The sequence below is a fragment of the uncultured Plantibacter sp. genome (assembly GCF_963518075.1).
Lineage (GTDB): Bacteria > Actinomycetota > Actinomycetes > Actinomycetales > Microbacteriaceae > Plantibacter > Plantibacter flavus_A.
Window position 1 is genome coordinate 152,492 of the sequence record NZ_CAUQHZ010000003.1, and the last position, 25,343, is coordinate 177,834.

The 25,343-nt window shown below is 68.9% G+C and carries 23 protein-coding genes and 1 tRNA gene; 10 read left to right on the forward strand and 14 right to left on the reverse strand.

What is annotated here, in order from left to right; genetic code table 11:
* Positions 1-85: 85 nt before the first annotated feature.
* The 3 genes from nrdE to nrdH form a co-directional block, all read right to left on the reverse strand.
* On the reverse strand, positions 86-2,191 hold the full coding sequence (gene nrdE / locus RWN05_RS05935) for a class 1b ribonucleoside-diphosphate reductase subunit alpha (protein ID WP_314139019.1): 2,106 nt from the start codon (positions 2,189-2,191) through the stop codon (positions 86-88).
* Positions 2,192-2,214: 23 nt separating this feature from the next.
* Positions 2,215-2,628, reverse strand: coding sequence for a class Ib ribonucleoside-diphosphate reductase assembly flavoprotein NrdI (gene nrdI / locus RWN05_RS05940; protein ID WP_314138956.1), 414 nt, complete (start codon positions 2,626-2,628; stop codon positions 2,215-2,217).
* A gap of 84 nt (positions 2,629-2,712) precedes the next feature.
* Complete coding sequence (gene nrdH, locus RWN05_RS05945; RefSeq protein WP_056007615.1) at positions 2,713-2,946, reverse strand: glutaredoxin-like protein NrdH; 234 nt, start codon at positions 2,944-2,946, stop codon at positions 2,713-2,715.
* Positions 2,947-3,299: 353 nt separating this feature from the next.
* Here nrdH and RWN05_RS05950 point away from each other — a divergent pair, with 353 nt between their 5' ends.
* Positions 3,300-4,508: an MFS transporter gene (locus tag RWN05_RS05950; RefSeq protein WP_314138957.1), complete on the forward strand. Its 1,209-nt coding sequence runs from the start codon at positions 3,300-3,302 to the stop codon at positions 4,506-4,508.
* 10 nt (positions 4,509-4,518) lie between these two features.
* Here RWN05_RS05950 and RWN05_RS05955 read toward each other — a convergent pair whose 3' ends face one another.
* Positions 4,519-5,085 (reverse strand): NAD(P)H-dependent oxidoreductase, encoded by a 567-nt coding sequence (locus RWN05_RS05955; protein ID WP_314138958.1) that lies wholly within the window; start codon positions 5,083-5,085, stop codon positions 4,519-4,521.
* Between the two features lie 48 nt (positions 5,086-5,133).
* Between RWN05_RS05955 and RWN05_RS05960 the strand changes: the two genes are divergently transcribed.
* From RWN05_RS05960 to RWN05_RS05975, 4 genes are all read left to right on the forward strand, one after another.
* The gene (locus RWN05_RS05960) at positions 5,134-5,985 is read left to right on the forward strand and encodes an aldo/keto reductase (RefSeq protein ID WP_314138959.1); all 852 of its coding nucleotides are present in this window, start codon (positions 5,134-5,136) and stop codon (positions 5,983-5,985) included.
* Positions 5,986-6,007: 22 nt separating this feature from the next.
* Complete coding sequence (locus RWN05_RS05965) at positions 6,008-6,856, forward strand: alpha/beta fold hydrolase (RefSeq protein ID WP_064296527.1); 849 nt, start codon at positions 6,008-6,010, stop codon at positions 6,854-6,856.
* Between the two features lie 128 nt (positions 6,857-6,984).
* On the forward strand, positions 6,985-7,899 hold the full coding sequence (locus RWN05_RS05970; RefSeq protein WP_314138960.1) for a DUF4349 domain-containing protein: 915 nt from the start codon (positions 6,985-6,987) through the stop codon (positions 7,897-7,899).
* Complete coding sequence (locus RWN05_RS05975; RefSeq protein ID WP_079001941.1) at positions 7,896-9,086, forward strand: acyl-CoA dehydrogenase family protein; 1,191 nt, start codon at positions 7,896-7,898, stop codon at positions 9,084-9,086. Before RWN05_RS05970 ends, RWN05_RS05975 begins: the two co-directional genes overlap by 4 nt.
* A gap of 27 nt (positions 9,087-9,113) precedes the next feature.
* On the opposite strand, the gene RWN05_RS05980 is transcribed toward RWN05_RS05975, so the two are convergent.
* Positions 9,114-9,392 carry a metal-sensitive transcriptional regulator gene (locus RWN05_RS05980; RefSeq protein WP_314138961.1) on the reverse strand — a complete coding sequence of 93 codons (279 nt, stop codon included), beginning with the start codon at positions 9,390-9,392 and terminating at the stop codon, positions 9,114-9,116.
* An 83-nt stretch (positions 9,393-9,475) separates the two neighbouring features.
* On the opposite strand from RWN05_RS05980, the gene RWN05_RS05985 reads away from it, so the two are divergent.
* Complete coding sequence (locus tag RWN05_RS05985; protein ID WP_314138963.1) at positions 9,476-10,753, forward strand: DUF445 domain-containing protein; 1,278 nt, start codon at positions 9,476-9,478, stop codon at positions 10,751-10,753.
* Positions 10,754-10,765: 12 nt separating this feature from the next.
* Here RWN05_RS05985 and RWN05_RS05990 read toward each other — a convergent pair whose 3' ends face one another.
* Positions 10,766-11,887 carry a hypothetical protein gene (locus tag RWN05_RS05990; protein ID WP_314138964.1) on the reverse strand — a complete coding sequence of 374 codons (1,122 nt, stop codon included), beginning with the start codon at positions 11,885-11,887 and terminating at the stop codon, positions 10,766-10,768.
* Between the two features lie 129 nt (positions 11,888-12,016).
* Between RWN05_RS05990 and RWN05_RS05995 the strand changes: the two genes are divergently transcribed.
* The 3 genes from RWN05_RS05995 to RWN05_RS06005 all read left to right on the forward strand — a co-directional run bounded on the left by RWN05_RS05995 (position 12,017) and on the right by RWN05_RS06005 (position 14,679).
* On the forward strand, positions 12,017-13,363 hold the full coding sequence (locus tag RWN05_RS05995) for an MFS transporter (protein WP_240555702.1): 1,347 nt from the start codon (positions 12,017-12,019) through the stop codon (positions 13,361-13,363).
* A gap of 73 nt (positions 13,364-13,436) precedes the next feature.
* The gene (locus RWN05_RS06000; RefSeq protein ID WP_399542883.1) at positions 13,437-14,402 is read left to right on the forward strand and encodes an aldose 1-epimerase family protein; all 966 of its coding nucleotides are present in this window, start codon (positions 13,437-13,439) and stop codon (positions 14,400-14,402) included.
* Between the two features lie 25 nt (positions 14,403-14,427).
* Positions 14,428-14,679: a response regulator gene (locus RWN05_RS06005; protein ID WP_079001938.1), complete on the forward strand. Its 252-nt coding sequence runs from the start codon at positions 14,428-14,430 to the stop codon at positions 14,677-14,679.
* A gap of 62 nt (positions 14,680-14,741) precedes the next feature.
* On the opposite strand, the gene RWN05_RS06010 is transcribed toward RWN05_RS06005, so the two are convergent.
* The gene (locus RWN05_RS06010) at positions 14,742-16,202 is read right to left on the reverse strand and encodes a serine hydrolase domain-containing protein (RefSeq protein WP_314138965.1); all 1,461 of its coding nucleotides are present in this window, start codon (positions 16,200-16,202) and stop codon (positions 14,742-14,744) included.
* Positions 16,203-16,431: 229 nt separating this feature from the next.
* Here RWN05_RS06010 and RWN05_RS06015 point away from each other — a divergent pair, with 229 nt between their 5' ends.
* Positions 16,432-17,895, forward strand: coding sequence for an MFS transporter (locus RWN05_RS06015; protein WP_064296535.1), 1,464 nt, complete (start codon positions 16,432-16,434; stop codon positions 17,893-17,895).
* Between the two features lie 13 nt (positions 17,896-17,908).
* Here RWN05_RS06015 and RWN05_RS06020 read toward each other — a convergent pair whose 3' ends face one another.
* The 7 genes from RWN05_RS06020 to RWN05_RS06050 all read right to left on the reverse strand — a co-directional run bounded on the left by RWN05_RS06020 (position 17,909) and on the right by RWN05_RS06050 (position 25,285).
* Positions 17,909-18,571, reverse strand: a complete 663-nt coding sequence (locus tag RWN05_RS06020; protein ID WP_314138966.1) for an SIS domain-containing protein — start codon at positions 18,569-18,571, stop codon at positions 17,909-17,911.
* 185 nt (positions 18,572-18,756) lie between these two features.
* The gene (locus RWN05_RS06025) at positions 18,757-19,932 is read right to left on the reverse strand and encodes a mechanosensitive ion channel family protein (RefSeq protein WP_071261262.1); all 1,176 of its coding nucleotides are present in this window, start codon (positions 19,930-19,932) and stop codon (positions 18,757-18,759) included.
* 390 nt (positions 19,933-20,322) lie between these two features.
* Complete coding sequence (locus tag RWN05_RS06030) at positions 20,323-21,594, reverse strand: DUF222 domain-containing protein (protein WP_314138967.1); 1,272 nt, start codon at positions 21,592-21,594, stop codon at positions 20,323-20,325.
* Between the two features lie 453 nt (positions 21,595-22,047).
* Positions 22,048-23,223 (reverse strand): N(5)-(carboxyethyl)ornithine synthase, encoded by a 1,176-nt coding sequence (locus RWN05_RS06035; protein WP_079001934.1) that lies wholly within the window; start codon positions 23,221-23,223, stop codon positions 22,048-22,050.
* Between the two features lie 147 nt (positions 23,224-23,370).
* Positions 23,371-23,447: transfer RNA gene (locus tag RWN05_RS06040), tRNA-Ala, on the reverse strand.
* A 51-nt stretch (positions 23,448-23,498) separates the two neighbouring features.
* A complete protein-coding gene (locus tag RWN05_RS06045) occupies positions 23,499-24,152 on the reverse strand; it encodes a hypothetical protein (protein ID WP_147427088.1) in 654 nt (217 codons plus the stop codon).
* A gap of 107 nt (positions 24,153-24,259) precedes the next feature.
* On the reverse strand, positions 24,260-25,285 hold the full coding sequence (locus tag RWN05_RS06050; protein ID WP_314138968.1) for a hypothetical protein: 1,026 nt from the start codon (positions 25,283-25,285) through the stop codon (positions 24,260-24,262).
* Between the last annotated feature and the right edge of the window lie 58 nt (positions 25,286-25,343).

Sequence of the window (25,343 nt, forward strand, 5' to 3'; positions counted from 1 at the left end):
TGATGCCCTTCGACAGGCTCAGTGACCGAGACCGGAATCCCGGCCACTGAGCCTGTCGAAGTGCGATGACGAAGCGCGAAGCTCCTTAGAGCATGCAGCTGACGCAGCCGTCGACTTCCGTGCCCTCGAGCGCGAGCTGGCGGAGACGGATGTAGTAGATGGTCTTGATGCCCTTCTTCCACGCGTAGATCTGCGCCTTGTTAATGTCGCGCGTGGTGGCGGTGTCCTTGAAGAACAGCGTCAGCGACAGCCCCTGGTCGACGTGCTGCGTCGCCGCGGCGTACGTGTCGATGATCTTCTCGGCACCGATCTCGTAGGCGTCCTCGTAGTACTCCAGGTTGTCGTTCGTCATGAACGGAGCCGGGTAGTACACGCGACCGAGCTTGCCTTCCTTGCGGATCTCGATCTTCGACGCGATCGGGTGGATCGACGACGTGGAGTTGTTGATGTAGGAGATCGAACCGGTCGGCGGGACGGCCTGGAGGTTCTGGTTGTAGATGCCGAACTCCTGGATGGACGCCTTGAGGGCCGTCCAGTCCGCCTGCGTCGGGATCTGCACGCCGGCCTGCTCGAAGAGCTCGCGGCCACGAGCCGTCTCGGGCTCCCAGACCTGGTCGATGTACTTGTCGAAGAACTCACCCGACGCGTACTGCGAGTCGGCGAAACCGTCGAAGGTCTCCCCGCGCTCCTTGGCGATGAGGTTCGAGGCACGCAGCGCGTGGAACACCACCGTGTAGAAGTAGATGTTCGTGAAGTCGATGCCCTCGGGGCTGCCGTAGTGCACGCGCTCGCGGGCGAGGTAGCCGTGGAGGTTCATCTGGCCGAGGCCGATGGCGTGCGACTTGTCGTTGCCGTCCTCGATCGAACGCACCGAGGAGATGTGGCTCTGGTCGGACACGGAGGTGAGGCCGCGGATGGCGGTCTCGACCGTGCGACCGAAGTCGGGCGAGTCCATCGTGAGCGCGATGTTCAGTGACCCGAGGTTGCAGGAGATGTCCTTGCCGATCTCCTTATACGAGAGGTCCTCGTTGTAGGTGGTCGGCGTGTTGACCTGGAGGATCTCCGAGCAGAGGTTCGACATGTTGATGCGGCCCTTGATGGGGTTCGCCTTGTTCACCGTGTCTTCGAACACGATGTACGGGTAGCCGGACTCGAACTGGATCTCCGCGATGGTCTGGAAGAACTCGCGGGCGTTGATCTTCGTCTTCTTGATGCGGGAGTCGTCGACCATCTCGTGGTACTTCTCGCTCACCGAGATGTCGCCGAAGGGCACACCGTAGACGCGCTCGACGTCGTACGGGGAGAACAGGTACATGTCCTCGCCCTTCTTCGCGAGCTCGAAGGTGATGTCGGGGACGACGACGCCGAGGGACAGCGTCTTGATCCGGATCTTCTCGTCGGCGTTCTCACGCTTGGTGTCGAGGAAGCGCAGGATGTCGGGGTGGTGTGCGTTGAGGTACACCGCACCGGCGCCCTGACGCGCGCCGAGCTGGTTCGCGTAGCTGAAGGAGTCCTCGAGGAGCTTCATCACGGGGATGATGCCGCTCGACTGGTTCTCGATCTGCTTGATCGGCGCACCGGACTCACGGATGTTCGACAGCGAGAGCGCCACACCACCGCCACGCTTCGAGAGCTGGAGCGCGGAGTTGATGCCGCGGGCGATCGACTCCATGTTGTCCTCGATGCGGAGGAGGAAGCAGGAGACGAGCTCGCCTCGCTGGGCCTTGCCCGAGTTGAGGAAGGTGGGCGTCGCCGGCTGGAACCGACCCGCGATGATCTCTTCGACGAGCGCGACCGCGAGCTGCTGGTCGCCGTCGGCGAGGCCGAGGGCGGTCATGACGACGCGGTCCTCGAACCGCTCGAGGTAGCGTTTGCCGTCGAAGGTCTTCAGCGTGTACGAGGTGTAGTACTTGAACGCGCCGAGGAAGGTCTGGAAGCGGAACTTCTTCGAGTAGGCCAGGTCGTTGAGTTCCTGGATGAAGTCGAACGAGTACTTGTCGAGCACTGCCTGCTCGTAATACTCCTTCTCGACGAGGTAGTCGAGCCGTTCCTTCAGCGAGTGGAAGAAGACGGTGTTCTGGTTGACGTGCTGGAGGAAGTACTCCCGCGCGGCCTCACGGTCCTTGTCGAACTGGATCTCGCCGTTCGGGCCGTAGAGGTTGAGCATCGCGTTGAGCGAGTGGTAGTCCATCTGGCTCGTCGACGGTGCGTCGATCACTGAAACTGGCGCTGCTGCCAAAATGATTCCAATCCATTGTGGACGGTGGTGACATCGTCCTGGGTTCCGAAGAGTTCGAAGCGGTACAGGTGCGGGACCTTGCATTTGCCGGCGATCACGTCGCCGGCGAGCCCGTAGGCCTCGCCGAAGTTCGTGTTGCCGGCGGCGATGACCCCGCGGATCAGGGAGCGGTTGGCCTCCACGTTGAGGAACCGGATCACCTGTTTGGGCACCGCTCCGTCGCCGTTGCCCCCGCCGTAGGTGGGGGTCACGAGGACGTAGGGTGCCGTGGCGTGCACGGCTTCGTCTTTCGCATACAGCGGGATCTGCAACGAGGGCAGGTCGAGCTTCTGCATGAAGCGATGCGTGTTGCCGGAAATGCTGGAGAAGTAGATCAGCCGTGGTTGCACGGGTGGCCTCCTCGTCGACGTCCGGACGGTCGGATGGTGCGGTGCTGCTGGAGCCGGCTCATGATGACGCCTGCGACCGTGGGCTCAAGCCAGACGTGCGGCGAGCTCTTCGATCTTGTCGGGACGGAAGCCCGACCAGTGGTCTTCCTCGGTGATGACGACCGGTGCCTGCAGGTAGCCGAGGGCCTTGACCTGCTCGAGTGCGTTCTCGTCGACCGAGAGGTCGAGGATGTTGTACTCGATGCCCTTGTTGTCGAGTGCGCGGTACGTCGCGGTGCACTGCACGCAACTGGGCTTCGTGTAGACCGTGATTGCCATAGCTCTTCGTGCCTTCCCCTCAAAATCTGGTGATTCCCGCGGCGTCCTGCGCCGGGGTTCCAATACTACATATAGATGGCGGTCTTCAGGTCGACCACAAGGGCTAGTAGTTACAGCCCTGTAGTTTTCCACCGGGTTCTCCACCGTTTCGGGCGAGTTATCCACCGGTTCTCCACTGGGTACAACACCCCTGGGCGACGCGAAAATCCCGGATTGACGGCCTTTTCTCCCCCGTCCGAGGGATATCTATCCACAGGCAAAATTCTCCTCCGCACCTCCGACATCCGTTGTCGGTTTGGGCGTGTCGCGGGCGTGTCGCGCGTGTCGGAACCGGTCCCTAGACTGGTGTCCTTGTGAGCAGCTACCGTGACCTCCTTCGTACCCCCGGCGTGGCCCGGATCATCGCGGCGCAGCTCACCGCACGCTTCCCGTTCGGGATGCTCTCGCTGGCCTTCCTGCTCCACATCGAACAGGTCACCGGGTCCTACGGGGCCGCCGGGCTCGTCCTCGCCGCGACGAGCATCGGGCAGGCGATCGCCGGCCCCCTCACGAGCCGGTGGATGGGCGTCTGGGGCATCCGCAAGGTGCTCCTCCTCACCCTCGCGGTGTGTGCCGTCTCCGTCACGACCATCGCCCTCGTCACCATGACCGTCCCCGCGTACATGGCGGTCGGATTCGTCGCCGGGCTGAGCACCCCGCCCGTCCAGCCCGCGGTCCGCACCATCTACCCGAAGCTCGTCACCTCCCAGCAGCTCACCCCGTTGTTCTCCCTCGACGCCTCGGCCCAGGAGATCATCTGGGTGCTCGGGCCCGTCGTGACCACCTTCGTGTCCACCCAGGTCGGCACGGTCTGGGGCATCGCCCTGGCGGCGGTGATCATGGTCGTCGGCTGCCTGTGGTTCATCTCCTCACCGGAGGTCGGGCGCGTGCGCATCCCGAGGAGCCGTCGCAAGCTCGGGCAGGTGCTCAAGCGCCCGCCGGTCCTCCTCGCCACCGTCGTCGGCTTCCTCCTCATCGGCGCCTGTTCGGCCGTCGAGGCGGGCGTCGTCGCGACCTTCGGGCACGACGGCCTCGAAGCCGGTATCGTCCTCGCGATCTTCTCGGTCGGCTCGCTGGCCGGCGGCCTCGCCCTCGGACACACCCCGATCGGTCCCTACGCGCTGGCGCGCCGCATCTTCATCGTCTTCGCCGGACTCGCCGTCGCGAGCCTCTTCCTCAACGCCTGGTGGCTGTCGATCACCCTCTTCGTCGCGGGCATCGGCATCGCACCGGCCCTCGCCGTGCTGTTCGCCATCGTCTCGGCGAGCGTGAAGTTCAGCGACACGGCCGAGGCCTACGGCTGGGTCGGCACCGGTCAGCTCATCGGTGCCGCGATGGGTTCGGCGGCGGCCGGCTTCCTCATCGACGGCTCCGGAGCGGTCGGCGCGTTCTGGGTCGCCGGCCTGTTCGCGCTGCTCGGTTTCGTCATCCCCTGGATCGGTCACCGCTGGCACCCCGACCTCCGCGGCCGCGATGCGAGCCCGATCCCCGACACCGAGCCGATCAACACCCACCCGTCCTGAGCCGCCCCCCTCAGTGGTCGGCGCGCAGCGGCGCGAGGGCCTCGTCGAGTGCGGCCAGTTCGCCCAGCAGCATCGGCAACATCGTCGTCTGGCGGTCGTTGGGCGTGAACACGCCGTCGGCGATCTGTCGTGAGACGTACGGGATCTCCACGTTCGCACCGGTACTGATGAGACCGAGTGCCTGCAGCACGGGCCGAAGGGCGACGACGCCACGGGTTCCGCCCGACAGCCCGCCGTAGCTGACGACCCCGACCGGCTTCCGCGCCCACTCGTGCATGAGGTAGTCGAGCGCGTTCTTGAGGGCGGGCGCGTAGCTGTAGTTGTACTCGGGCGTCACGAACACGAAGGCGTCCGTCCGGTCGACCCGCTCGCTCCAGGAGATCGTGTGCGGGTGGACGTAGGCACGCTTCCGCGGGTGCGCGGGCTCGTCCATGAACGGCAACGCCAGTTCCCGGAGATCGACCGCGTCGACGGTGAATCGCTCGTCCGTCTCCGCCACGCCGGCGACCCCGCCGGCGACGGCGCCGCCCACCCGCTCGGGACGGACGCTCCCGGTGACGATCATGAGTTGCGGCATGGGCTCCCTTTCGACGGTGACGGTGGCCCTGTCGAGGATACTGGTGCCATGGCAGACAGCACCCCGACCGTCCTCCTCAACGACGGGCACACGATCCCCCAGCTCGGCTTCGGCGTCTACAAGGTCCCGGACCTCGCCAGCACCAAGATCGTGCGGACGGCGTTGGAGGTCGGGTACCGCCACATCGACACCGCGTCGCTGTACGGCAACGAGCGAGGCACCGGCGTCGCGATCCGCGAGTCAGGTATCGCCCGCGACGAACTCTTCGTCACGACGAAGGTCTGGAACACCGATCAGGGGTACGAGGAGACGCTGCGCGCGTTCGACACGAGCCTCGACCTCCTCGGCCTCGACCACGTCGACCTGTACCTCATCCACTGGCCGGCCCCGGGGCAGGACCGGTACCGCGAAACCTGGCGCGCGCTCGAGCGGTTGCGGGCCGAAGGACGTACGCGCTCCATCGGCGTCTCCAACTTCCACCGCAGCCATCTCGAACGACTCCTGGAGTCGGCGGAGGTCACCCCGGCCGTCAACCAGGTCGAACTCCACCCGTTCCTCCCCCAGCGGGAGTTGCGCGCCGTCAACGCGGCACACGGCATCGCGACGGAGGCCTGGTCGCCGCTCGCCCGCGGCCGCTTCTTCACGCCCGCCGCCGACGGATACGACGCCACCTCCGACCTCGGGGCCATCGCACGGAAGCACGGGCGCACGGTCGCGCAGGTGGTGCTGCGCTGGCACCTGCAGCTCGGCAACATCGTCATCCCCAAGTCGGCCACACCGGCGCGGATCGCGGAGAACTTCGCGGTGTTCGACTTCACCCTCGATGCCGACGACCTGGCCGCCATCTCGGCGCTCGAGAACGGCGAGCGCACCGGCACCGACCCGGACCGGCTCGACTGACGCGAGACCGTAGGCTGAACCCATGACCGAGCCCGTCGTCGACACCGCGTCCAGCCTCGCCGCCCGCACGATCACGCCCGTGGAGCTCCCGCGTCACCGCTGGGGTCGTCACGATGCGCCGGCTCGGGCGCTCGTAGTCCACGGACTCGGCAGCAACGGTCCGAGCACCTGGCGCATCTGCGCCGCCCTGGCCGATCGCGGTTGGCTCGTCGAGGCGGTCGACCTCCGCGGCCACGGCGTCGCCCCTCGTGCGCTGGACTACCGGGTCGAGGCCTACGCCGCCGATCTGCTGGCCACCAGGCCGACCCCCGTGCCCGGCGTCGGGCACGCCGCGTGGGACCTCGTCGTCGGACACTCGCTCGGAGGCGCCGCCACCGCGGTCGCCGCCGCAGCCGATCCCCGGTGGGCGGCGGCGGTCGTGCTGCTCGACCCCGCCATCGCGCTCGACGACCACGACGCCGAGATCATCCGCGCCAGCCAGGAGGCCGCCTTCGCCGACAACACGATCGCTTCCGTCCGCGCGAAGAACCCGGAGTGGCACCCACTGGACGTGGAGATCAAGGTCCAGGCGGTGTCCGAGGCGAGCCGGTGGGCGATCGAGCAGACGAGCGAGCAGAACCACCCGTGGGACGTCCGTCCTGCGGCGGCCGCTCTGCGCAACCCGACCTTCGTGATCGCCTCCGACCCGGAGGTGTACAGCCTCTTCCGCGGCGCGCTCGCCGCCGAGGTCCTCGCGAACCGCCAGGTCAGCCTGACGATCGTCCAGGGTGCAGGTCACAACGTGCACCGGGACCGCCCGGCGGAGACCACGAAGGCCATCGGTGATTGGGCCGAGCTGCAACTCGAGCAGCGGGCGCGACGCGAGACCTGATCGCGACCTGTTTCCCACGGTCCCTGCACCGCGGCTCCCTGGGGTGACGCGCGTCGTGAGACCTGATCGTGACCCGCTTCCCAGGGTCCCTGCACCTCCGCGGTGCGACGGCTCCCTAGGGTGATGCCATGAAGCGCTCAGCAGTGATCCGCACCACCACCGTGTTGGTCTCGGCCGTCCTCGTCGGGCTCGTCCTCTCGGGCTGCTCGGCCGGGTCGAGCACCGAGGCCGGCAGCGACTCGCGAGCTGCGATGCCCGCGCCCGGCCAGGTCGCCGGCGACGCGCAGCTCGGCGTCGACGGCGCCGCCTCCCCCGACCTCACGCAACAGCAGGTGGTCACGACCGGTTCACTCACCGTCACCGCTGACGACCCGATCAGCACCGCGACGGACGCCACCCGGATCGTCACCGAGGCGGGCGGGCGCGTCGACAGCCGCGACGAGACTCCGGGCACCTCCGACCAGGCCGCGCAGGCGACCCTGACGGTCCGCATCCCCGCCGACGACTTCGACGACGTGCTCGCACAGCTGCAGGCACTCGGCACGGTGAACAGCCTCTCCGTGTCCGCGGTGGACGTCACGGCACAGGCCGCCGACCTCGACGCGCGGGTCACCGCCCTCCAGGCCTCCGTCGACCGACTGCTCGGACTCATGGCGGCTTCGACCACGACGGCCGACCTCCTCGCCGCCGAGACCAGCCTGTCCCAGCGGCAGGCGGAACTGGACGGGCTGGTCGCCCAGCGCGACGCGCTCGCCGACCAGGTCGACTTCTCCTCCGTGTTCGTGAGCTTCGTGGCCCCAGGCGTGGTCGCGCCGGGCGTGCCCACCGACTTCTGGGGCGGCGTGGTCGCCGGGTGGAACGCGCTCGTCGCCGCCTGCTCGGGGCTCGTCGTCGTGGTCGGCGTCCTGGTGCCGTGGCTGCTCCCCCTCGCGGTCGTCGCCGCGGTCGTGGTCCTCCTCGTCAGGTCGGGCCGCCGGCGCGCCGCTCGCCGCTCGCAGACACCTGCCACCTCGGCCGGGCCCGATGCGACAATGGACCGGTGACCGCTCAAGCGCAGCACCACCCGTCCGATCGATCGTTCGACCCCGCCTCGATCCTCAGTGACGGGCTCGTCGAGCGCATCCGCGAACGTGCCGCCGTGGCGGACCGTGAGAACGCCTTCTTCGACGAGGACCTCGCGGAGCTGCGAGCGTGCGGCTACCTCCGGGCGTTCGTCCCCGAGGAGTTCGGCGGCCTCGGCCTCGGCATGAGCGAGGTCACGCTGCTCCAGTCCCGGCTCGCCACCGCCGCCCCGGCGACCGCCCTCGCGATCAACATGCACCTCGTGTGGACGGGGGTCGCGCGACTGCTCCACACTCGAGGAGACGACTCGCTCCGCTTCGTCCTCGAGGGAGCGGCCGGGGACGAGCTCTACGCGTTCGGCGTGAGCGAGGCGGGCAACGACCTCGTGCTCTTCGGATCCGACACCGAAGCCCGTCCGGGCCCCGACGGTTCCTATCGGTTCCACGGCCGGAAGATCTTCACCTCGTTGTCACCCGCGTGGACGTGGCTGGGGACGACCGGGCTCGACACGACCTCGGCCGACGGTCCGAAGGTCGTCTACGGCTTCATCGAGCGCTCGCGCGGCGGGTTCGAGATCCTCGACGACTGGGACACCGTCGGGATGCGCGCCAGCCAGAGCAGGACGACCCTGCTCCAGGGCGCCGAGTCGACGGCGGAGCACATCGTCCGACGCCTCGACCCCGGGCCCAACCCGGACCCCATCGTCTTCGGGATCTTCGCCTGCTTCGAGACCCTCATCGCCGCCGTGTACACGGGCATCGGCGAACGCGCCCTCCGACTCGCGGTCGAGACCGCCCACCGGAAGACGTCGAAGAAGGCCGGTGGCGCGAGCTACGCGGCGGACCCCGACATCCGCCGTCGGATCGCGGCGGCCGCCATCGCCTACGACGGCATGCTGCCGCAGCTCGCCGGCATCGCCCGGGACCTCGACGACGGGGTCGACCACGGCGCGCTCTGGTTCCCGAAGCTCGTCGGGCTCAAGGTCCGCGCGACGGAGACCGCCCGCGAGGTCGTCGATCAGGCGATCCGGGTCGCCGGCGGCGGCAGCTACTTCGCCGCGAGCGAATTGGGCCGGCTGTACCGCGACGTCCTCGCCGGGATGTTCCATCCCTCCGACGACGAGTCCGCCCACGCCACCGTCGCGAACGCCTGGCTCGGGCCCGTGTGACGGCTCGGGCCGGCCTGACGACTCGGCTCAGCCGCGGTTGTTGCTGAGCTCGAAGATCCGCAGGAGCTCGCCGACCGCGGCGTCCTTGCTGTCCGCGCCCTCCTCGAACATCTGCGTGACGTGCGTCAGCAGGTGGTTCTCGACGAGCAGTTTGTTGAGCGATCCCAGCGACTTCTGGATGGCGAGCGACTGCGTGATGATGTCCATGCAGTAGTCCTCGTTCTCGATCATCTTCTCGAGGCCGCGCATCTGGCCCTCGAGGATCTTCGTCCGGTGCAGGGCCCGCTTCTTGATGTCTTCGATCACCGGCTCAGAGTACCACCAGGGGGTACGGTGCCCTCCTGCTCGATCGGACCGGAGGACACGGTCGACGAGCCTAGGATGGGCGGATGACGAGCTCCCCCACACTCGAACTCACCGCCGCCGATGCGGACCGTGCGCGAGCCCTGCGATCGATGAAACGCCTCGCCACCGGATTGCTCCTCGTCATGGCGGTCATCTTCGCCGTCGCGTTCGCGCTCGAGGGGCGCTACCCGTGGTTGGCGTATGTCAGAGCCGCCTCCGAGGGCGGCATGGTCGGGGCGCTCGCGGACTGGTTCGCCGTCACCGCCCTCTTCCGGCACCCGCTCGGCATCCCGATCCCCCACACGGCGATCATCCCGAAGCGCAAGGACGAGATCGGCGTCAGCCTCGGCGAGTTCGTGGAGACCAACTTCCTCTCCGAGGAGGTCGTGCGGCAGAAGCTCGCGTCCGTTTCCGTCTCCGAGAAGCTCGGCGGATGGTTGTCCGAGCCCGCGAACGCCGAGCGGGTCACCGCCGAGGGGGCCATCGCGGTGCGGGGCCTCCTGGAGACGCTGTCCGACGACGACGTCCGCGAGGTCATCGAGGCGCTGGCGTCCAAACACCTCATCGACCCGCAGTGGGCCCCGAACATCGGCCGTTGGGTCGAGCACATCGTCGGCGTGGGCGCGCACCACGACGCGGTCGACCTCCTCCTCGACCGCACAGGTGAGTGGCTGAGCACGAACCCGAAGGCGTTCGAGCGCCTGGTCTCGAGCCGTCTGCCGACCTGGGTGCCGTCCTTCGTCGACCGGCTCGTGGACGACAAGCTCTACCGGGAGGCCGTGTCCTTCGTCCAGGCCGTCCGCGCGGACCCCGACCACCAGCTCCGTCATGCCCTCGACGGGTACCTCGGCGAGCTCGCGGAGCAGCTGCAGCACGACGACGCGACCATCACCCGCTTCGAGAACGCCAAACACGAGGTCATCGACAGTCCTCGCGTCCGGGAGGTCGCCGGCAAGACCTGGACGGCCGCGAAGAGCGCGTTCCTCGAGGCGCTCGACGCCCCCGACAGCGACCTCCGCGTGCGGATCGCCGGCACCATCGCAGACTTCGGTCGGCGGCTGTCGACCGACCGGGCGTTCTCCACCCGCGTCGACACCCGCGTCGCGGACGCCCTGTCCTACGTCGTCACCCGCTACCGGCACGACATCGCGAGCATCATCACCGAGACCGTCGAGCGTTGGGACGCCCGGGAGACGACCCAGAAGATCGAGCTGCTCGTGGGACGCGACCTGCAGTTCATCCGCTTGAACGGCACGATCGTCGGCGCGCTCGCCGGCCTCGCGATCTTCACGGTCGCGCAGGCGGTCCTCCGCGCGTTCTGACGACGGGACCGGTCAGCGCTTCGGGAGCAGCTCCACGGAGATGAGGTTCACGACGTCGCTTGCGAGCAGGTCGAGCGAGCCCTGGTCCTTGCACGTGAAGGTGAAGACGACCAGCGTCCCCATCTTCGTGAGCGACCGGACGCCCCAGTAGGTGCGCTCCCCCGTCGCCTGCGTCCACGACAGGACCCGGAACTCGATGAGCCCGCCACCGCTGTTGTAGTTCAGCTGTTCGGTCGTGCCGTCCGCCTTGACGTAGTCGGCCCCGACGTACTTCGACAGATAGGCGTCGCTCGAGCGCTGGTCGTCACCGACGGCGATCTCCTCCGGAGTCAGTGCGATGTTGCCGAGCCGCACCTCACACGAGGTCGAGGCGTTCGTGTAGATGTCGATCCCGTTCGCGTCCTGACCCGCTGCCGCCCACGACGAGTCGAAGTCGTTCGTGAGGTAGGCCGTCCAGTCGGTGGGGACGTCCTGTCCTGCTGCGAAATCGAGATCCGGCGGAATGGTGACGTAGGTCTTGGTCGGCTCGGGCGTCGAGTCCGTCTCCGTGGGCGTCGGAGACGCGGTCTTCGTCGGCGTGGCCGAGCGGGTGGGGCTCGGGTCCGCGACCGGCGCGCCACCCTGCGTGAGCACGAGGGCGATGACGGTGATGATCGCCGCCAACACGAGCGGGACACCGACCGCGAGGGCGATGATGAGCCCCGTCCGCTTGCGCTTCGGGGCACCGGGAGGCGGCGGCTGCTGGCCGTACCCGGGAGGGCCCTGCGGTGGCTGCTGCTGGTACGGGTTCTGCTGCGGCTGATACGGCGGCTGCGGCTGGTACGGCTGCCCGCCGGAGGGGTTCTGCTGCCCGCCATACGGGTTCTGCTGGTGAGGGTTCTGCTGCCCGCCATAGGGGTTCTGCTGATGAGGGTTCTGCAGCCCGCCATACGGGTTCTGCTGGTACGGGTTCTGCTGCTGCCCGCCATACGGGTTCTGCTGCTGCGGTCCCTGCCCATACGGCGGCTGCTGTGGCTGCCCGCCATACGGCTGCTGCTGCGCCTGACCATACGGCTGCTGCGGCTGCTGACCCGTCGGCCACTGCGGCGGGCGGCCGTCAGGCTGCTGCGGGTCGGGAGGCGGTGCATCGGTCACGGGAGTGGCCTTTCGACGGAACGGCGGGCGGAGCGGGTGAACTGCCCGGCCGCACGCCTGCAGTTCGTGTCGTCAGCCTATCTGCGACGGACCGGCGCCGGCGGGCACATCCTGCACCAGAATGGTGACGTGTCCACCGCCCCCACCACACCCCGCACCCGCAGCGAGCGCCTCGACGCGCTCCCGTTCACCAAGGCCCACGGGCGACTGCTCGTCGGTTCCGGCGTCGGCTGGGCCCTCGACGCCATGGACGTGGGACTCGTGTCCTTCGTGCTCGCCCAGCTCGCCGTGCAGTGGCAGCTCGGGAACACGGAGCTCTCCTGGATCGCCTCAGCCGGGTTCCTCGGCATGGCCATCGGTGCGACGCTCGGCGGTCTGCTCGCCGACCGGGTCGGTCGACGCCACGTCTTCGCGATCACCCTGCTCGTGTTCGGCATCGCGACGGGCGCGTCGGCCCTCGCCTGGGGACTCGGCGTGCTCATCGTGCTGCGGTTCATCGTCGGCCTCGGACTCGGCGCCGAGCTGCCCGTCGCCTCGACCCTCATGAGCGAGTTCGCCCCGCCACGGATCCGCGGGCGGATCATCGTGTTCCTGGAGGCGTTCTGGGCGATCGGATGGATCGCCGCCGCCCTCATCGGCTACCTGGTCGTGCCGACGAGCGACGACGGGTGGCGCTGGGCGCTCGCCATCGGCGCGTTGCCCGCGGTCTACGCGGCCATCGTGCGGACGCGACTGCCGGAGTCGGTGCGCTTCCTCGAGTCGCGTGGGCGCCACCGCGAGGCAGAAGCCGTCGTCCGTGAGTTCGAGGCATCGGCCGGCGTCGCCCACCCGGAGGCCGCCGGTAAGACCACCACCGACACCCCCGTGAGCGCAGGGCTCTCCGCCCGCGAGCGCCTCCGTGGACTGTGGGTGCCCACGCACCGCCGCGACACCGGATCGCTGTGGATCGTGTGGTTCTGCGTCAACTTCTCCTACTACGGTGCGTTCATCTGGATCCCGACGATCCTCGTCGCCTCCGGCTTCTCGCTCGTGCGGTCCTTCGGTTTCACCCTCATCATCACCCTGGCCCAGATCCCGGGCTACGCCGTCTCGGCGTGGTTGATCGAGGCCTGGGGCCGGAAGCAGACCCTCGCGACCTTCCTCGCGGGCTCCGCGGTGTCGGCGGTCCTGTTCGGCACGGCGACGACCGAACCGATGATCATCGTGTTCGGTATGTGCCTGTCCTTCTGCAACCTCGGCGCCTGGGGCGCCCTGTACGCGACGACCCCGGAGCTGTATCCGACGGCGCTCCGTGCGACGGGGGCGGGGTGGGCCGCCGGCATCGGTCGCATCGCCTCGATCATCGCCCCGCTGTCGGTTCCGGTGCTCCTCCTTGGAGGGAACGCCCTGCTCTTCTCCGTGTTCGCCGCCTTCTTCGTCGTCGCCGCGGTCGCCGCGCTGTTCCTCTCGGACATGCGCGGCCGATCCCTCGACTGAGCCGCGTCCCATCGACCGACCCGCGCCGGCCCGCCGACAGGGTCGGTCGGCGTCGATGCGACAGAATGGGGCCGTGACCGAATCCACCAGCGCCGTGTCCCCGTCCGCCTCCGTCGACCGACGTCCGATCTCGGGACGGCGGGTCGATCTCGAGCACGGTGCGTACACCGCGTCGATCGCCTCGGTCGGTGCCTCGCTGCGGTTCCTGCGGCACGACGGCCGAGACCTCGTGGTCCCGTTCGACGCCGAGGAGGTCCGTCCGGCGTTCCGCGGCGCCATGCTCGCCCCGTGGCCCAACCGCGTCGTCGACGGCCGGTACACCTTCGCGGGCGTCGACCACCAGCTCGCACTCACGGAACCCGCTCGCGGACACGCCCTCCACGGGCTCGCCGCCTGGTCGGAGTGGGAACTCGTGGCGTCGAGCACGGCGTCGGCGGTGTTCCGCGTGGTCGTCGAGGCGCAGGAGGGCTATCCGTTCCGAGTCCAGGTCACCGCGACCTACACGCTCGACGACGAGGGACTCCACACCGACGTCGAGGCGCTGAACCTCGGTGACGTCGACGCGCCCTACGGCACCGGGCCGCACCCGTATCTCGTCGCCGGCGAAGGTCGCGTCGACGACTGGACGCTGGAGCTGCCCGCCGCCGAGGTGCTCACCGTCACGCCGGACCGGCTCATCCCGGTCTCGCTGGAGCCGGTCGATACGGAGGCGACGGAGCACTTCGACTTCCGCGCACCCCGGACCATCGGCGACACCTTCATCGATCACGCGTACACGGCGCTCGATCGCGACGTCGACGGCCGGGTCACGGTGCGCGTGACGACGCCCTCCGGCAGCGGCGTCGCCATGCACTGGGGTGACGGTCTGCCCTGGGTCCAGGTGCACACGGCCGATCAGCCCATCGCGGAGCTGAACCGACTGGGACTGGCGGTCGAACCGATGACCTGTCCCCCCGACGCCTTCTCGACCGGGACCGACCTCGTCGTCCTGGCTCCCAATACACCACACCGGGTGTCCTGGACCATCGCAGCACTCTGACAGTCGTCGGGGCTAGGCTGGCGACATGTCACAGACTCTTGCGAAACTCACCGGCGGCCCGCTCGACAGCGAGATCATCCCGCTCGAAGACGGTCAGGACGGCGAGCTCGTCCTGCCCTACGGCGAAGGCCAGCTCATCTACCGCCCCGTCGGCGAAGCGACGAACACCGGCGACCACGACGGCCCGACGACGACCGACTACGAGTACGTCGAGTCGACGGAGGACATCTCCCCGACGAACCGCAACGGCAACGGTGACGACGACTCGATCGGCTGAACCGAACCACCCTGTTCCACCTGAACGCCGGTAGCTGAGCCTCAGCTGCCGGCGTTCGGCGTTCACTCGCCCTGGTCGTCGACCGTCACCGTGAAGGTCTGGACCCGGAGCGGGAGCACAGGTGTCATCCGGACCTCCAGGCGGAGGCGACCCTCCGTCCCCTCGACGAACCAGACCAGGTGGTCAGGCGAATCGCAGATCGGCGTCGCACGTCCCGAAGCCACCTCGGCGATGCCACCGACGGCGGTGACAGCGGCGTCGACCGCCTCGCGTCGCTCGTCCAGCGGTCGGTCGAGGGCGACGTTCTCGGCGAACAGCGACGCGGCGACGCGGTCGTCCCAATGCGACAGCAGCCCGGTCGCGGTCATCGACGCCACGAGGGTCTCCGGCCAAGGGCGGATCGCCGGTTCCAGCAGCTCGCCGGAGGCCTGGGCTCCCGCGATCGCCAGCCGCAAGGCCTGTTCGGCGGGCTTCGCCACGGCCGCGTAGCCGGCGTTCTCGAAGGCGACGACGCCGAACCCCGATGTCGGGTGCCACCGCATGTGGGCGCTGTAGCCGGGGTAGCCGCCCGAGTGCGAGACGAGCGTCCCGAGGTCGGCGTCCTCCTCGACGAAGAGGCCGAAGCCGTAGCCGAGCGCGAGTCTCGGCGGCACGCCGTCGAGCGTGGGCCGCGACGGAGCCAGCCGGTGCAGTTGCTGCATCTCGCGGCGGCTGGCGCTCGACAGCGGTCCGGTCTCGTCCCCGGTCCACGCGCCGTCGAGCCAGCGCACCCATCCGATCAGGGTGGAGGCCGAGGCGAAGAGCCCGCCGATCGAGGAGAAGACCCCGGGCCCGGAGAACGGGACCTCGACGAATCGGCCGTCCTCATCGACGGCCCGTTCGCGGCGGACACGATGACCGGTCGCCGTGACCGCCCCGTCGCCCTCGGGTCGCTCGAACACTGCGCCGAGCCCGAGCGGCTCCAGCAGGAGCGAGGTCACCGCATCGATGTAGGAGCCACCGGTCACACGCTCGATGACCTGCCCGAGCAACGCGTAGCCGAGGTTCGAGTAGGAGAAGGCCGTCCCGGGTGTCGTGACGCATCGGACGCCGCGCACGAGCAGCCGCCGGAACTCGTCCACGGTGATCGACTCCTGGCGGTCACCCCACGGATCGTCCGTTCCGAGCCCACCCGACATCGTCAGGAGCATCCGTACGGTCGGACGGACGGCGATGCCGTCAGGGAGCACCGGCGCGAACTCCGGCACGAACCCGTCCACCGGTGCGTCCAGGTCGAGGCGGCCGGCGTCGCGGAGGATGAGGAGCACGGCGGCGGTGAAGCTCTTCGTGCAGGAGGCGATGCGGAACAGCGTGTCGGCGTCGGGCACCGGACCGCCCACGGTGACTCCGCCGAACCCCTGTTCGAACCGGACCCGCTCGCGGTCGAACACGGCGACGTACGATCCCGGGGCGACGCCGGAGGTGATCCGGTCCTGGAAGACCCGTGTGATGTCCGTCTCGGTGCTGTCCTCGACCAGGTGCATGCCGCCTCCTCCTCGACGGCCCTCGGCAGCCGTCCGCGATCTCGTCGCGCTTCGAGCGTACGACCATTCCGCGCCACCGGGCGCCATCGCACGGGGTGCCGGGCGTAGGGTGCTCCTCCGCCAGGACGAAGTCAAGGGGCACCGATCGGCGACGTCCGATGCCCGCCGCGGGAGTAGCGTCATCTCCCGGATCGACCGTCGACGGGACGGCCGTGGAAGGAGCCATTCCATGTCGAACACGTCGACCTCCGGGCAGCCGGCCCCGGTGCGGAGCCTCGTCCCCGCCAGGATGGACCGACTGCCGTGGACCCGGTTCCACTGGATGATCGTCGTCGGTCTCGGCTTCTCGTGGGTGCTCGACGGCCTCGAGATCCAGATCGTCGCCTCCGCCGGATTCCAGAAGTCGCTGGGGCTGTCGGCGGCGGAGGTCGGCCTCCTCGGGACGATCTACCTGCTCGGCCAGGTGACGGGAGCCCTCGTCTTCGGCCGCATGGCGGACCGCCTCGGCCGCAAGAAGCTTTTCATCCTGACCCTCGCGATCTACCTCGTCGCGAGTGGCATCGCCGGCCTGTCCCCCACGTTCTGGTTCCTCGCCATCTTCCGGTTCTTCGCCGGTATGGGCATCGGCGGCGAGTACGCGGCGATCAACTCGGCCATCGACGAGCTCATCCCGTCGAAGTACCGCGGGCACGTCGACATCGCCATCAACGGCACCTACTGGGGCGGCGCCGCCCTCGGATCGGCCGCGAACCTCTTCCTGCTGAACACCGACTACTTCGCGGAGGACGTCGGCTGGCGCATCGGGTTCTTCATCGGGCCAGTCCTCGGCCTCGCCATCATCTTCCTGCGACGCCACATCCCCGAGAGTCCGCGCTGGCTCATGACGCACGGTCGGGAACAGGAGGCGGAGGCAACGGTCGACGACATCGAGGCGACCGTCCGCAAACAGGGCGGGACGATCGAGCCGGTCGACGAGTCGAAGGCGCTCACGGTGCAGGCCCAGGGCCACATCCCGATCCGGACCATCTTCGGCGTCCTCTTCTCGAAGTACCCGAAGCGTACCTTCGTCGGCCTCGCGATGATGATCACGCAGTCGTTCCTGTACAACGCGATCTTCTTCACCTACGCGCTCGTGCTGCAGAACTTCTACGGCACGAGCCCCTCGTCGACGCAGTACTACTTCTTCCCCTTCGCGATCGGCAACCTGCTCGGCCCGCTCCTCCTCGGCAGGCTGTTCGACACCTGGGGTCGTCGCCAGATGATCTTCCTCACCTACGGGGTCTCGGGGGCGGTCCTGGCCGTGTCTGCGGTGCTCTTCAACGCCGGTGCGCTCGACGCGACGACGCAGACGATCTTCTGGTGCGTCTCGTTCTTCTTCGCCTCCGCCGGCGCGTCCAGCGCCTACCTGACCGTGAGCGAGATCTTCCCGCTCGAGCTCCGCAGCCAGGTGATCGGCTATTTCTTCGCGATCGGACAGATCGCGGGTTCGGTCGCGCCCCTGCTGTACGGGATCCTGATCGGCGACGGCACCGACCGCGGGCCGCTCACCGTCGGATACTTCGTCGGCGCCGGCGTGATGATCCTCGGCGGGTTGGTCGCCCTCATCTTCGGGGTCGACGCCGCGCGGAAGTCCCTCGAGGACATCACGGAACCCCTGTCGATCGTGCGCGAGGGGAAGGGTTCGGGCAGCTGAGCCCGGTCCGCGCTCAGCCCTCGTCGGAGACGTAGACCCCGAGCGTCTCGGCTAGGCGCTCCCGCTCCACCGCCCGTCGGCCGGCGCCCTTGGCGCTGGCCGTCGTGAGCGTGGCGAGGACGTGCAGGGTGAGCGCGATCCCGATCGAGGAACTCGGGTGTCCGTCCTCGGCACGGCCGAGGACGATCGTCTCGTCGGCGTACGGGGTCAACGGGGCGTCCGGGGCGTCGGTGATGAGCACGAGGCTGCCTCCCGCCTCGGCGAACGGGACGACGGAGTCGATCGTGTACTTCCGGTACCGCTGCAGCGACACGGCGATCATGACGTCGCTCGTCCGAACGTCGCTGAGGACGTCGAGGGGACGCACGATGGTGCCGTCGATGAGCGTCACGTTCGCGAGGCCGTAGCTGAGGTCTGCGGCGAGGAGTGACGCATAGGTGAAGGACTTCGACGCCCCGATGAGGAAACGTCGTCGAGCGGAGACGATGAGGGCCGCCGCGCGTTCGAGGGCACCGTCCGCCTTCGCCGAGGCGAGGGACTCCTCGAACTGTTTGCGTTCCTGTTCGAGGAGCCGGTGCTTGAGGACGGACGCGGAGCGTCGTTCGAGACGCTGTTCGGGGCGTTCGTCGGGGACGGCGGTGTCCTCATCGGTGAGGAAGAGGGTGTCGTCGTTCACGCGCGGTCTCCTTCGCATGCCGTCGCCGGGGTTCGGGCCGGCGCCGTCCGTTCACGTCGGCAGCAGCGCCGACGGCCCGCCGGCAGGTCACCCGGCGAGGTTCCCTTGATGGTAGCGATGGGAAGCGCATACAGGATCGCCGGAACGACAACGATTCGGTGCACACGCGCCCGGCCGCGCGACGGTCAGCGTTCGGGTTCGTCGTCCAGGTCGGGCAGGGTGATCGACGACGTGAAGAGGCTCGCGCGCTGTTCGGCCTCGGCACTGCCGCTGAACAGCCCGACCGGCTCGGTCACCGGACCGCCGCGCTTCGGTTCCGGACGAGGCTCCTGCTCGACCATCTGCACCCGGTTGCGCGGGATCGCCGACGGGTTCTGCGCGAGGATCCACTCGACCATCTGCTCGCGCACGAGGCACCGGAGGTCGAAGAGGGTCGGGGCGTCCACCGCGGTGACGAGGATGCGGATGCGCACGTAGCCGCCGACGGCGTCCGTGACCTGCAGCACCTGCGCCCGGCCGTCCCAGAGGTCGGTGCGGTCGAGGATGCGCTCCAGCTCGGTCCGCATGACCGCGGGGCTCACCCACCAGTCGAGGTCGAACTCGACCGATCCGAGCAGCTCGCTCGTGTTCCGCGTCCAGTTCTGGAAGGGCGTGGAGGTGAAATAGGTGGAGGGGAGCACCATGCGGCGGTCGTCCCAGATGCCGACGACGACGTAGGTGAGGGTGATCTCCTCGATCCGGCCCCACTCCCCCTCGACGATGACGACGTCGTCGACGCGGATCGCGTCACTGAAGGCGAGCTGGATCCCGGCGAAGACGTTCCCGAGGACGGATTGCGCGGCGAGGCCGGCGACGATGCTCACGACACCGGCGGAGGCCAGCACGCTCGCTCCGACGCCCTGGACGCCGGGGAACGTCAGGAGGATCGAGGCGACACCCACGATGACGACGACCGCGATCGCCAAGCGACGGACGAGCGCGAGCTGCGTCTGCATGCGGCGGGCGACCTTGTTGTTCGGGACGTCGATGCGGTACCGCGCCTGGCCGAGCCCGATGACGAAGGCGAGCAGTGCGGCGACCAGCCATGTGGCCGCGGCGATGACCGCGATCCGGAAGGTCTGGTCGATGAACCCACGGGCGGTCTCATCGGGAAGCGTCGCCGCAACCGCGGGCCACACGGCCACCAGGATCACGAGGGCCCGGAAGGGGTGACGGGCACTCCCGGCGAGCGCTCCCGGCCACTCGCTCCGTCGCGCCGCCATCCGGAAGGAGACCGACACGATCACGATGACGACGAGCGCTGCGATCAGCGCTATCCCGGCCGCTGCGGCGACACCCCACCAGCTCTGCCAAACGAACATCCATGCCTCCTCGAGTCGGTCGTGCACCATGTGTTCCTCCGCCGACCGATGCCGTACGGCGCAAGCGTCCAGCGTAGGGGCGGGTGCATGCCGGGCTCGACCGCTTGCGCGGCCTGCCACGAACCTCTCAGGCCGTGCAGCCACCCGGGAGTGCCACGCCCGAGCGCCCTTCGACAGGCTCAGGGGCCCGGAACACCCAGGCACGCCTCGCCCGGTCGCTGAGCCGGCGCGACCCGGCTGCCCTTCGACAAGCTCAGGGACCAGAGCCTTCCGGACTCACCCACACACGGTCAGCGAACCTGTCGAAGTGCACCTCTCCCGGTCACTGAGCCCGTCCTCCCCGGTCACTGAGCCTGTCGAAGTGCGGCGCAGCTCAGGGACCGGCGGGGGTCAGAACGGTGCGGGGTCTGGTTCCGTCCGGTACTGCTTGCCGTCAGGTGTCGTCCACTCGAGGACCCCACCCGGTCCGTGGTCGAGGTTCCACCCCGGCAGGTGCTTCAGGCGGTGGTGATGTCGACACAGGCACGCGAGGTTCCCCACATCTGTGGTGCCTCCGTGTTCCCAGGCGACGGAATGATCGAGATCGCAAGCCCGGGCCCGTCTCCCGCAGCCAGGTGCCCGACAAGTGCCGTCCCGCAACCGCACCGCCCGTTGGAGGTCGGCCGGAACGCGGTATTGATGCCGCCCGACGGACAGGACCGCACCCGTTTCCGGCTGGACCAGGATCCGGGTGAAGCTGGGTGCGTTCACCGCGATGCGGGCGGCGGTCTCCGGGTCGATGGGGCCGTAGCCGTCGAGCATGCCGGGTGCATCGGAGACGCCGGCCATGCTGAGCGCCGGCACCGTGATCTGCACGGTCGGCTTGATGTGCTCCTGGACCTCGATCGGGTGCGGGAGGACCGGGCTCGACATCACGTCTTCCGGGGTTACGCCGGTGAGCGCGAGCGCCGCGAGGGCGTCCGCCTGCAGCTGGGCGCAGGTGCGGTTGTCACCGACCTTACGTGACTCCGCGGCGGCCGCTTCGACGCGCTCGAGGATGCCCTGCGCAATGGGTGCCGTCGTGAACAGGCGCACCCACGCCATGCCGTCCGCTGCCGGTTCGAACTCGACCCGGCGGTCCGCCTCGGACCGGACCGCTCTCGCAGTGATCGATTCCGGGTGCAGGCGCTCACGCAGGACGCGGGCGCGCCTGCGAAGGTTCGCGTTGGTGGACTCCTCCGCAACCTGCAAGACTTCCGCGAGGAACACCGCCCGCCCCGCGGTCGGCACGTCACTGAGTTGGTCGATGATCGTCTGCGCGTGCCTGGCCGAGATCCGGCCCGCTTCAAGGGAGGCGAGCACGGCCGGTGCGTCGTTGACGAGCCGCTCGGCGTCGTTCGTCGCACGCTGCACGGTCCGCTCAGGGGTGCGGGTCGCCATCGCGAGCGCCGCACACGTCGAACGACGAGAGAGCGCCTGGCGTTCCGCGGGCGGGAAGATCGCCGGGACCGTGGCGTCGGCGAAGGCGTCCGCGTAGGCGGCGGAGCGGGCGAGGAGCCGGGCCTCACGCGCGTCGAGGGCTGCCCGCAGCCGTTGGATCTCTGCGTATTCGTCCGAGAACTCCGCGAGTTGCGCGGCGTATTCGTCGCCGACGCGGGTCGCGGTGAGGGGGGTCTCGGTCATGGGACAAGTCCACCATGGACCACTGACATTCCAGATGCCGAGTGAGGGTGACTGTGGAAGTTGTTCGTGTGCCCTTCGACAGGCTCAGGGACCGGAGAACGGGCGCCGGATTCGTGGAGTCCTCCGTGGGCCCTTCGACAGGCTCAGGGACCGGAGGGAGGGCGCCGGATTCGTGAGGTTCTCCGCGTGCCCTTCGACAGGCGCAGGGACCGGGTGAACAGCGCCGGATTCGTGTGGTCGCCCGTGTGCCCTTCGACAGGCTCAGGGACCGGAAGGGGTCACTCAGGGAGCGGGGAACGATTGCTCGAGGACCGGAGGGTTCCGGGTGGACCACCCCCGGTCACTGAGCCTGTCGAAGTGCCCGCGAGAGGCCTCCCGGGCGCGATGCCTCCGTCAGTGGTTCACCGAGAGGCCCGCCGCGGCCCGCTGCTTGAACGCTCGGCCGAGAACCGATCAGCCCGGGAGGACCTCGTGCGGGTACTCCGCCGAACGGTGCTGGAACTCGGTGATCGCAGGGTTGCGGATGACGCCGTCCTGGATCTCGACGGCCCGCTGGACGGTCAGGCTGTCGACCCAGGCGGCCGGGCCGGCCAGGACGGTGGGCAGGAACGGCAGCAACGCCTCGCTGTTCTCCCAGCTGGACGAGTTCCACAGCAGCGAGGGGCTGTGGTCGACCGCGTAGTAGTTGATCTCCCCGGGCCCGACGGTGAACATCGGGTCGTCGAATCCGGTCGTGCGCGCCCACTCGAAGGCCATGCCCTCGTCGCAGGAGACGTCCACGATGAGGCTCCCGGGTCGGAACGCGCCGAGGTCGTCCTCACGGAGGTAGAGCAGTGGTGCGTTGGGGTCCTGCAGGGTGCAGTTGACGACGATGTCACTCTCCGCCAGGAAGGGCGCGAGTGGCACGCGACCCTCGTCGGTGATGACCTCGCTCAGATACGGGCCGTCATCGTGGTCGAACTGGATCATGCGGGCGGAGTGGATGGGCGCCGCGACCGCCGCGACGCGGCGGTTGGTGAGCACGCGCACGTCGTGGATCCCGTGGGCGTTGAGCGCGGTCACCGCACCTCGGGCGGTCGCGCCGAAGCCGATGACCACGGCGGTCAGGCGACGGCCGTAGCTGCCGGTGGAGCCGCAGAGTTCCAACGCGTGGATCACCGAGCTGTAGCCGGCGAGTTCGTTGTTCTTGTGGAAGACGTGCAAGCCGAAGCTGCCGTCGGCGGCCCAGTGGTTCATCGCCTCGAAAGCGATCAGCGTGAGCCGTTTGTCGATCGCGAGCTGCGTCAGCGCGGTGTCCTGGACGCAGTGCGGCCAGCCCCAGAGTGTCTGCCCGTCGCGGAGCTCCTGGACATCCTCGAGCTGCGGTTTCGGCAACAGAACGACGTCCGCCTGCGCGATGACCTCGGCGCGCGTCGCGAACGAGCGGACGGAGGGCGCGATCTCCTCGTCGGAGACACCGAACCGGGCACCGTAGCCGTGCTCCACGACGATCCGTGACCGGAACTCCTCCGGGATGCGCTCGAAGTGCGCCGGGTGGATCGGCACGCGTCGTTCGTCTGGTTTCAGCGAGGTGCCGATCACCCCGAGGACGGCGTCGTGCTGCACGGTCGGTTCGGATGCTGCTGGCATGACTGCTCGTCCCGTTCACGGGAACCGAAGCGGCGCCGTGCCCCTGACCGTACAGGACGCGGGGCGCCGCCGACACGGGACAGGACGCTGCCGACACCCGGAAACACGACAACCCCGCACCGTGAGGCGCGGGGTTGTCGTTGCAGCTGGTGGACCCAAGGGGATTCGAACCCCTGACCCCCTCGATGCGAACGAGGTGCGCTACCGGACTGCGCCATGGGCCCAACTACTCGTCCAGGCTAGCAGAACCGGCGAGCCGTTTCGAACCGACCGCGCTAGTCCTCGTAGGGGTTCGGGCCGTCGTCGACCGGCATGCTGCCGTCCTTGGGATTGGCGGCGATGAGGGCAGCGAGGTCGAGATCCCGGAACCAGCGGAGCCGCTGGCTCCGGGCACGGCGATAGTGCTCGTCGACGACCGGCTCGTCGAGGACCCGGTCGAGCTTCGCCTGGATGGCGCGCTCCAGGTCGCCCCACGCACGCTCACGAGCGGACTCCGCGATCCCCGCGACGAACTCCTCGTCCTTGCTCACCCGACGGAGTTCGGCGGCGAGCCCCGAGTACACCTCGCGGCGACGGGACAGGGCACTCAGGTCGCCAGCGCGGTAGTCGTGCTGATGACGAGCGCTCCCCCGCCGCTGGAACGCCGTCTGGCGCGCCTCCCGTGCCAGGTCCGCGTACTCCTCCTGCTCGTCCGCCATGCGACCCAGCTCGCGCCGGACAGCCGCCTGCGTCGCCTCGGCGTCGTAGGACGCACCGTCGCGGAGTGCACGCTCGATGATCCAGTTCGTGACCTCGACCACGGTCCAGGACCGCGCGATGAGGAGGCCTTCCTCGACCGCGTGCTCGACCGGCGGCGGAGCCACCTCAGGGGGCGCGACGTAGGGCTTCATCGGCTTCCGCCGGCTCTTCCGCCACACGCCCATGGTCACCTTTCGCGTTCCAGGGCGCCGACGAGAACCGAGCGACGAACCCCCTCGACGAGTCTATCCGTCGCCGGTGACCGGTTCATGAACGACCGGACGGGCGCGGTCGGGACTCAGCCCGCGGCGCGGCGACGCTGCAACAGGGTGGATCCGCCGGCGGCGATCTCGCCCTCGTCGACGACACCCATCGAGGCGAAACGACTCGGGGCCGACTGCGGTTCGACGCGCTCGGGCTGCGGAGCGGCGACGGGCTCCGGACGTCGGACGATCGTCGGCACGACCGGCGCGAGACGCTCGGCGCGGGACGCGATGGCCTCCTGCATGGCCGCCTGACGCAGGCGGTCGTAGGCGTCGGCCTTCGCCAGCTCGGCGGCAGCCGACGAGCCCTCGGAGAGGTGGAGCGGCTTCGGGATGGACGTCGGGGTCCAGGTCTGCGCCTGCGACGCCGCCTTGACGGGCTCGTTGTACTCGAAGAGCGCCGACTCGACACGCCTGGTCGTGACCGCGACCGCCGGTACCGGTGCGACGGCACGGTGGGCGATGCGCGACATCCGGGAGAGCGCAGAGAGCGCGAGCAGCCCGACGACCGTGGACGAGATACCGAGGACGAGACCGCCACCTGCGATGAACGCGGTCACGCCGGAGCAGAACCCGATGATGGAGGCGACCAACACGGTGGTCGCGAGCAGCCTGGAGCGACGACGGCTCCGCGCGAGCTTCGCCGCCCGGGCGTTGCGCTGCACGGCACGGGCTGCGGCAGCGGCGGCGCGACGAGCGTCCTCCGCGGCACGGGCGGCGGCTTCGGCCTGCACGGCCCTGGCCTCCTCCTCGCGACGGATCCGATCGGCTTCGGCGAGTTCGACACGTGCCGCGGCCTCGGCCGTCGCCTTCGTCCTGGCCTCGAGCTGCTTGAGGAGCTTGCGCTGCGCGGCGACCTCACGCGACGTCGCCTCGAGCCGGACGGCCTCCGGGACCTCAGCGGTCTCGGCGAGCACACGGAGCGTCTGCTGCAGCCGGATCGCGTTGCGCTCGCTGGCCGAGAACTGACTGTCGCGCACCCACGACGGCACCAGGTACACCAGCCACAGCATCGCTGCGACCAGAATGATCACCCCACCGCTCAGGAATCCGCCGTCCATGTCCCTGACCGTAGCGGGTCGATGACCTGAGACCGATCAACAGGTGGGTGTGTCCCCG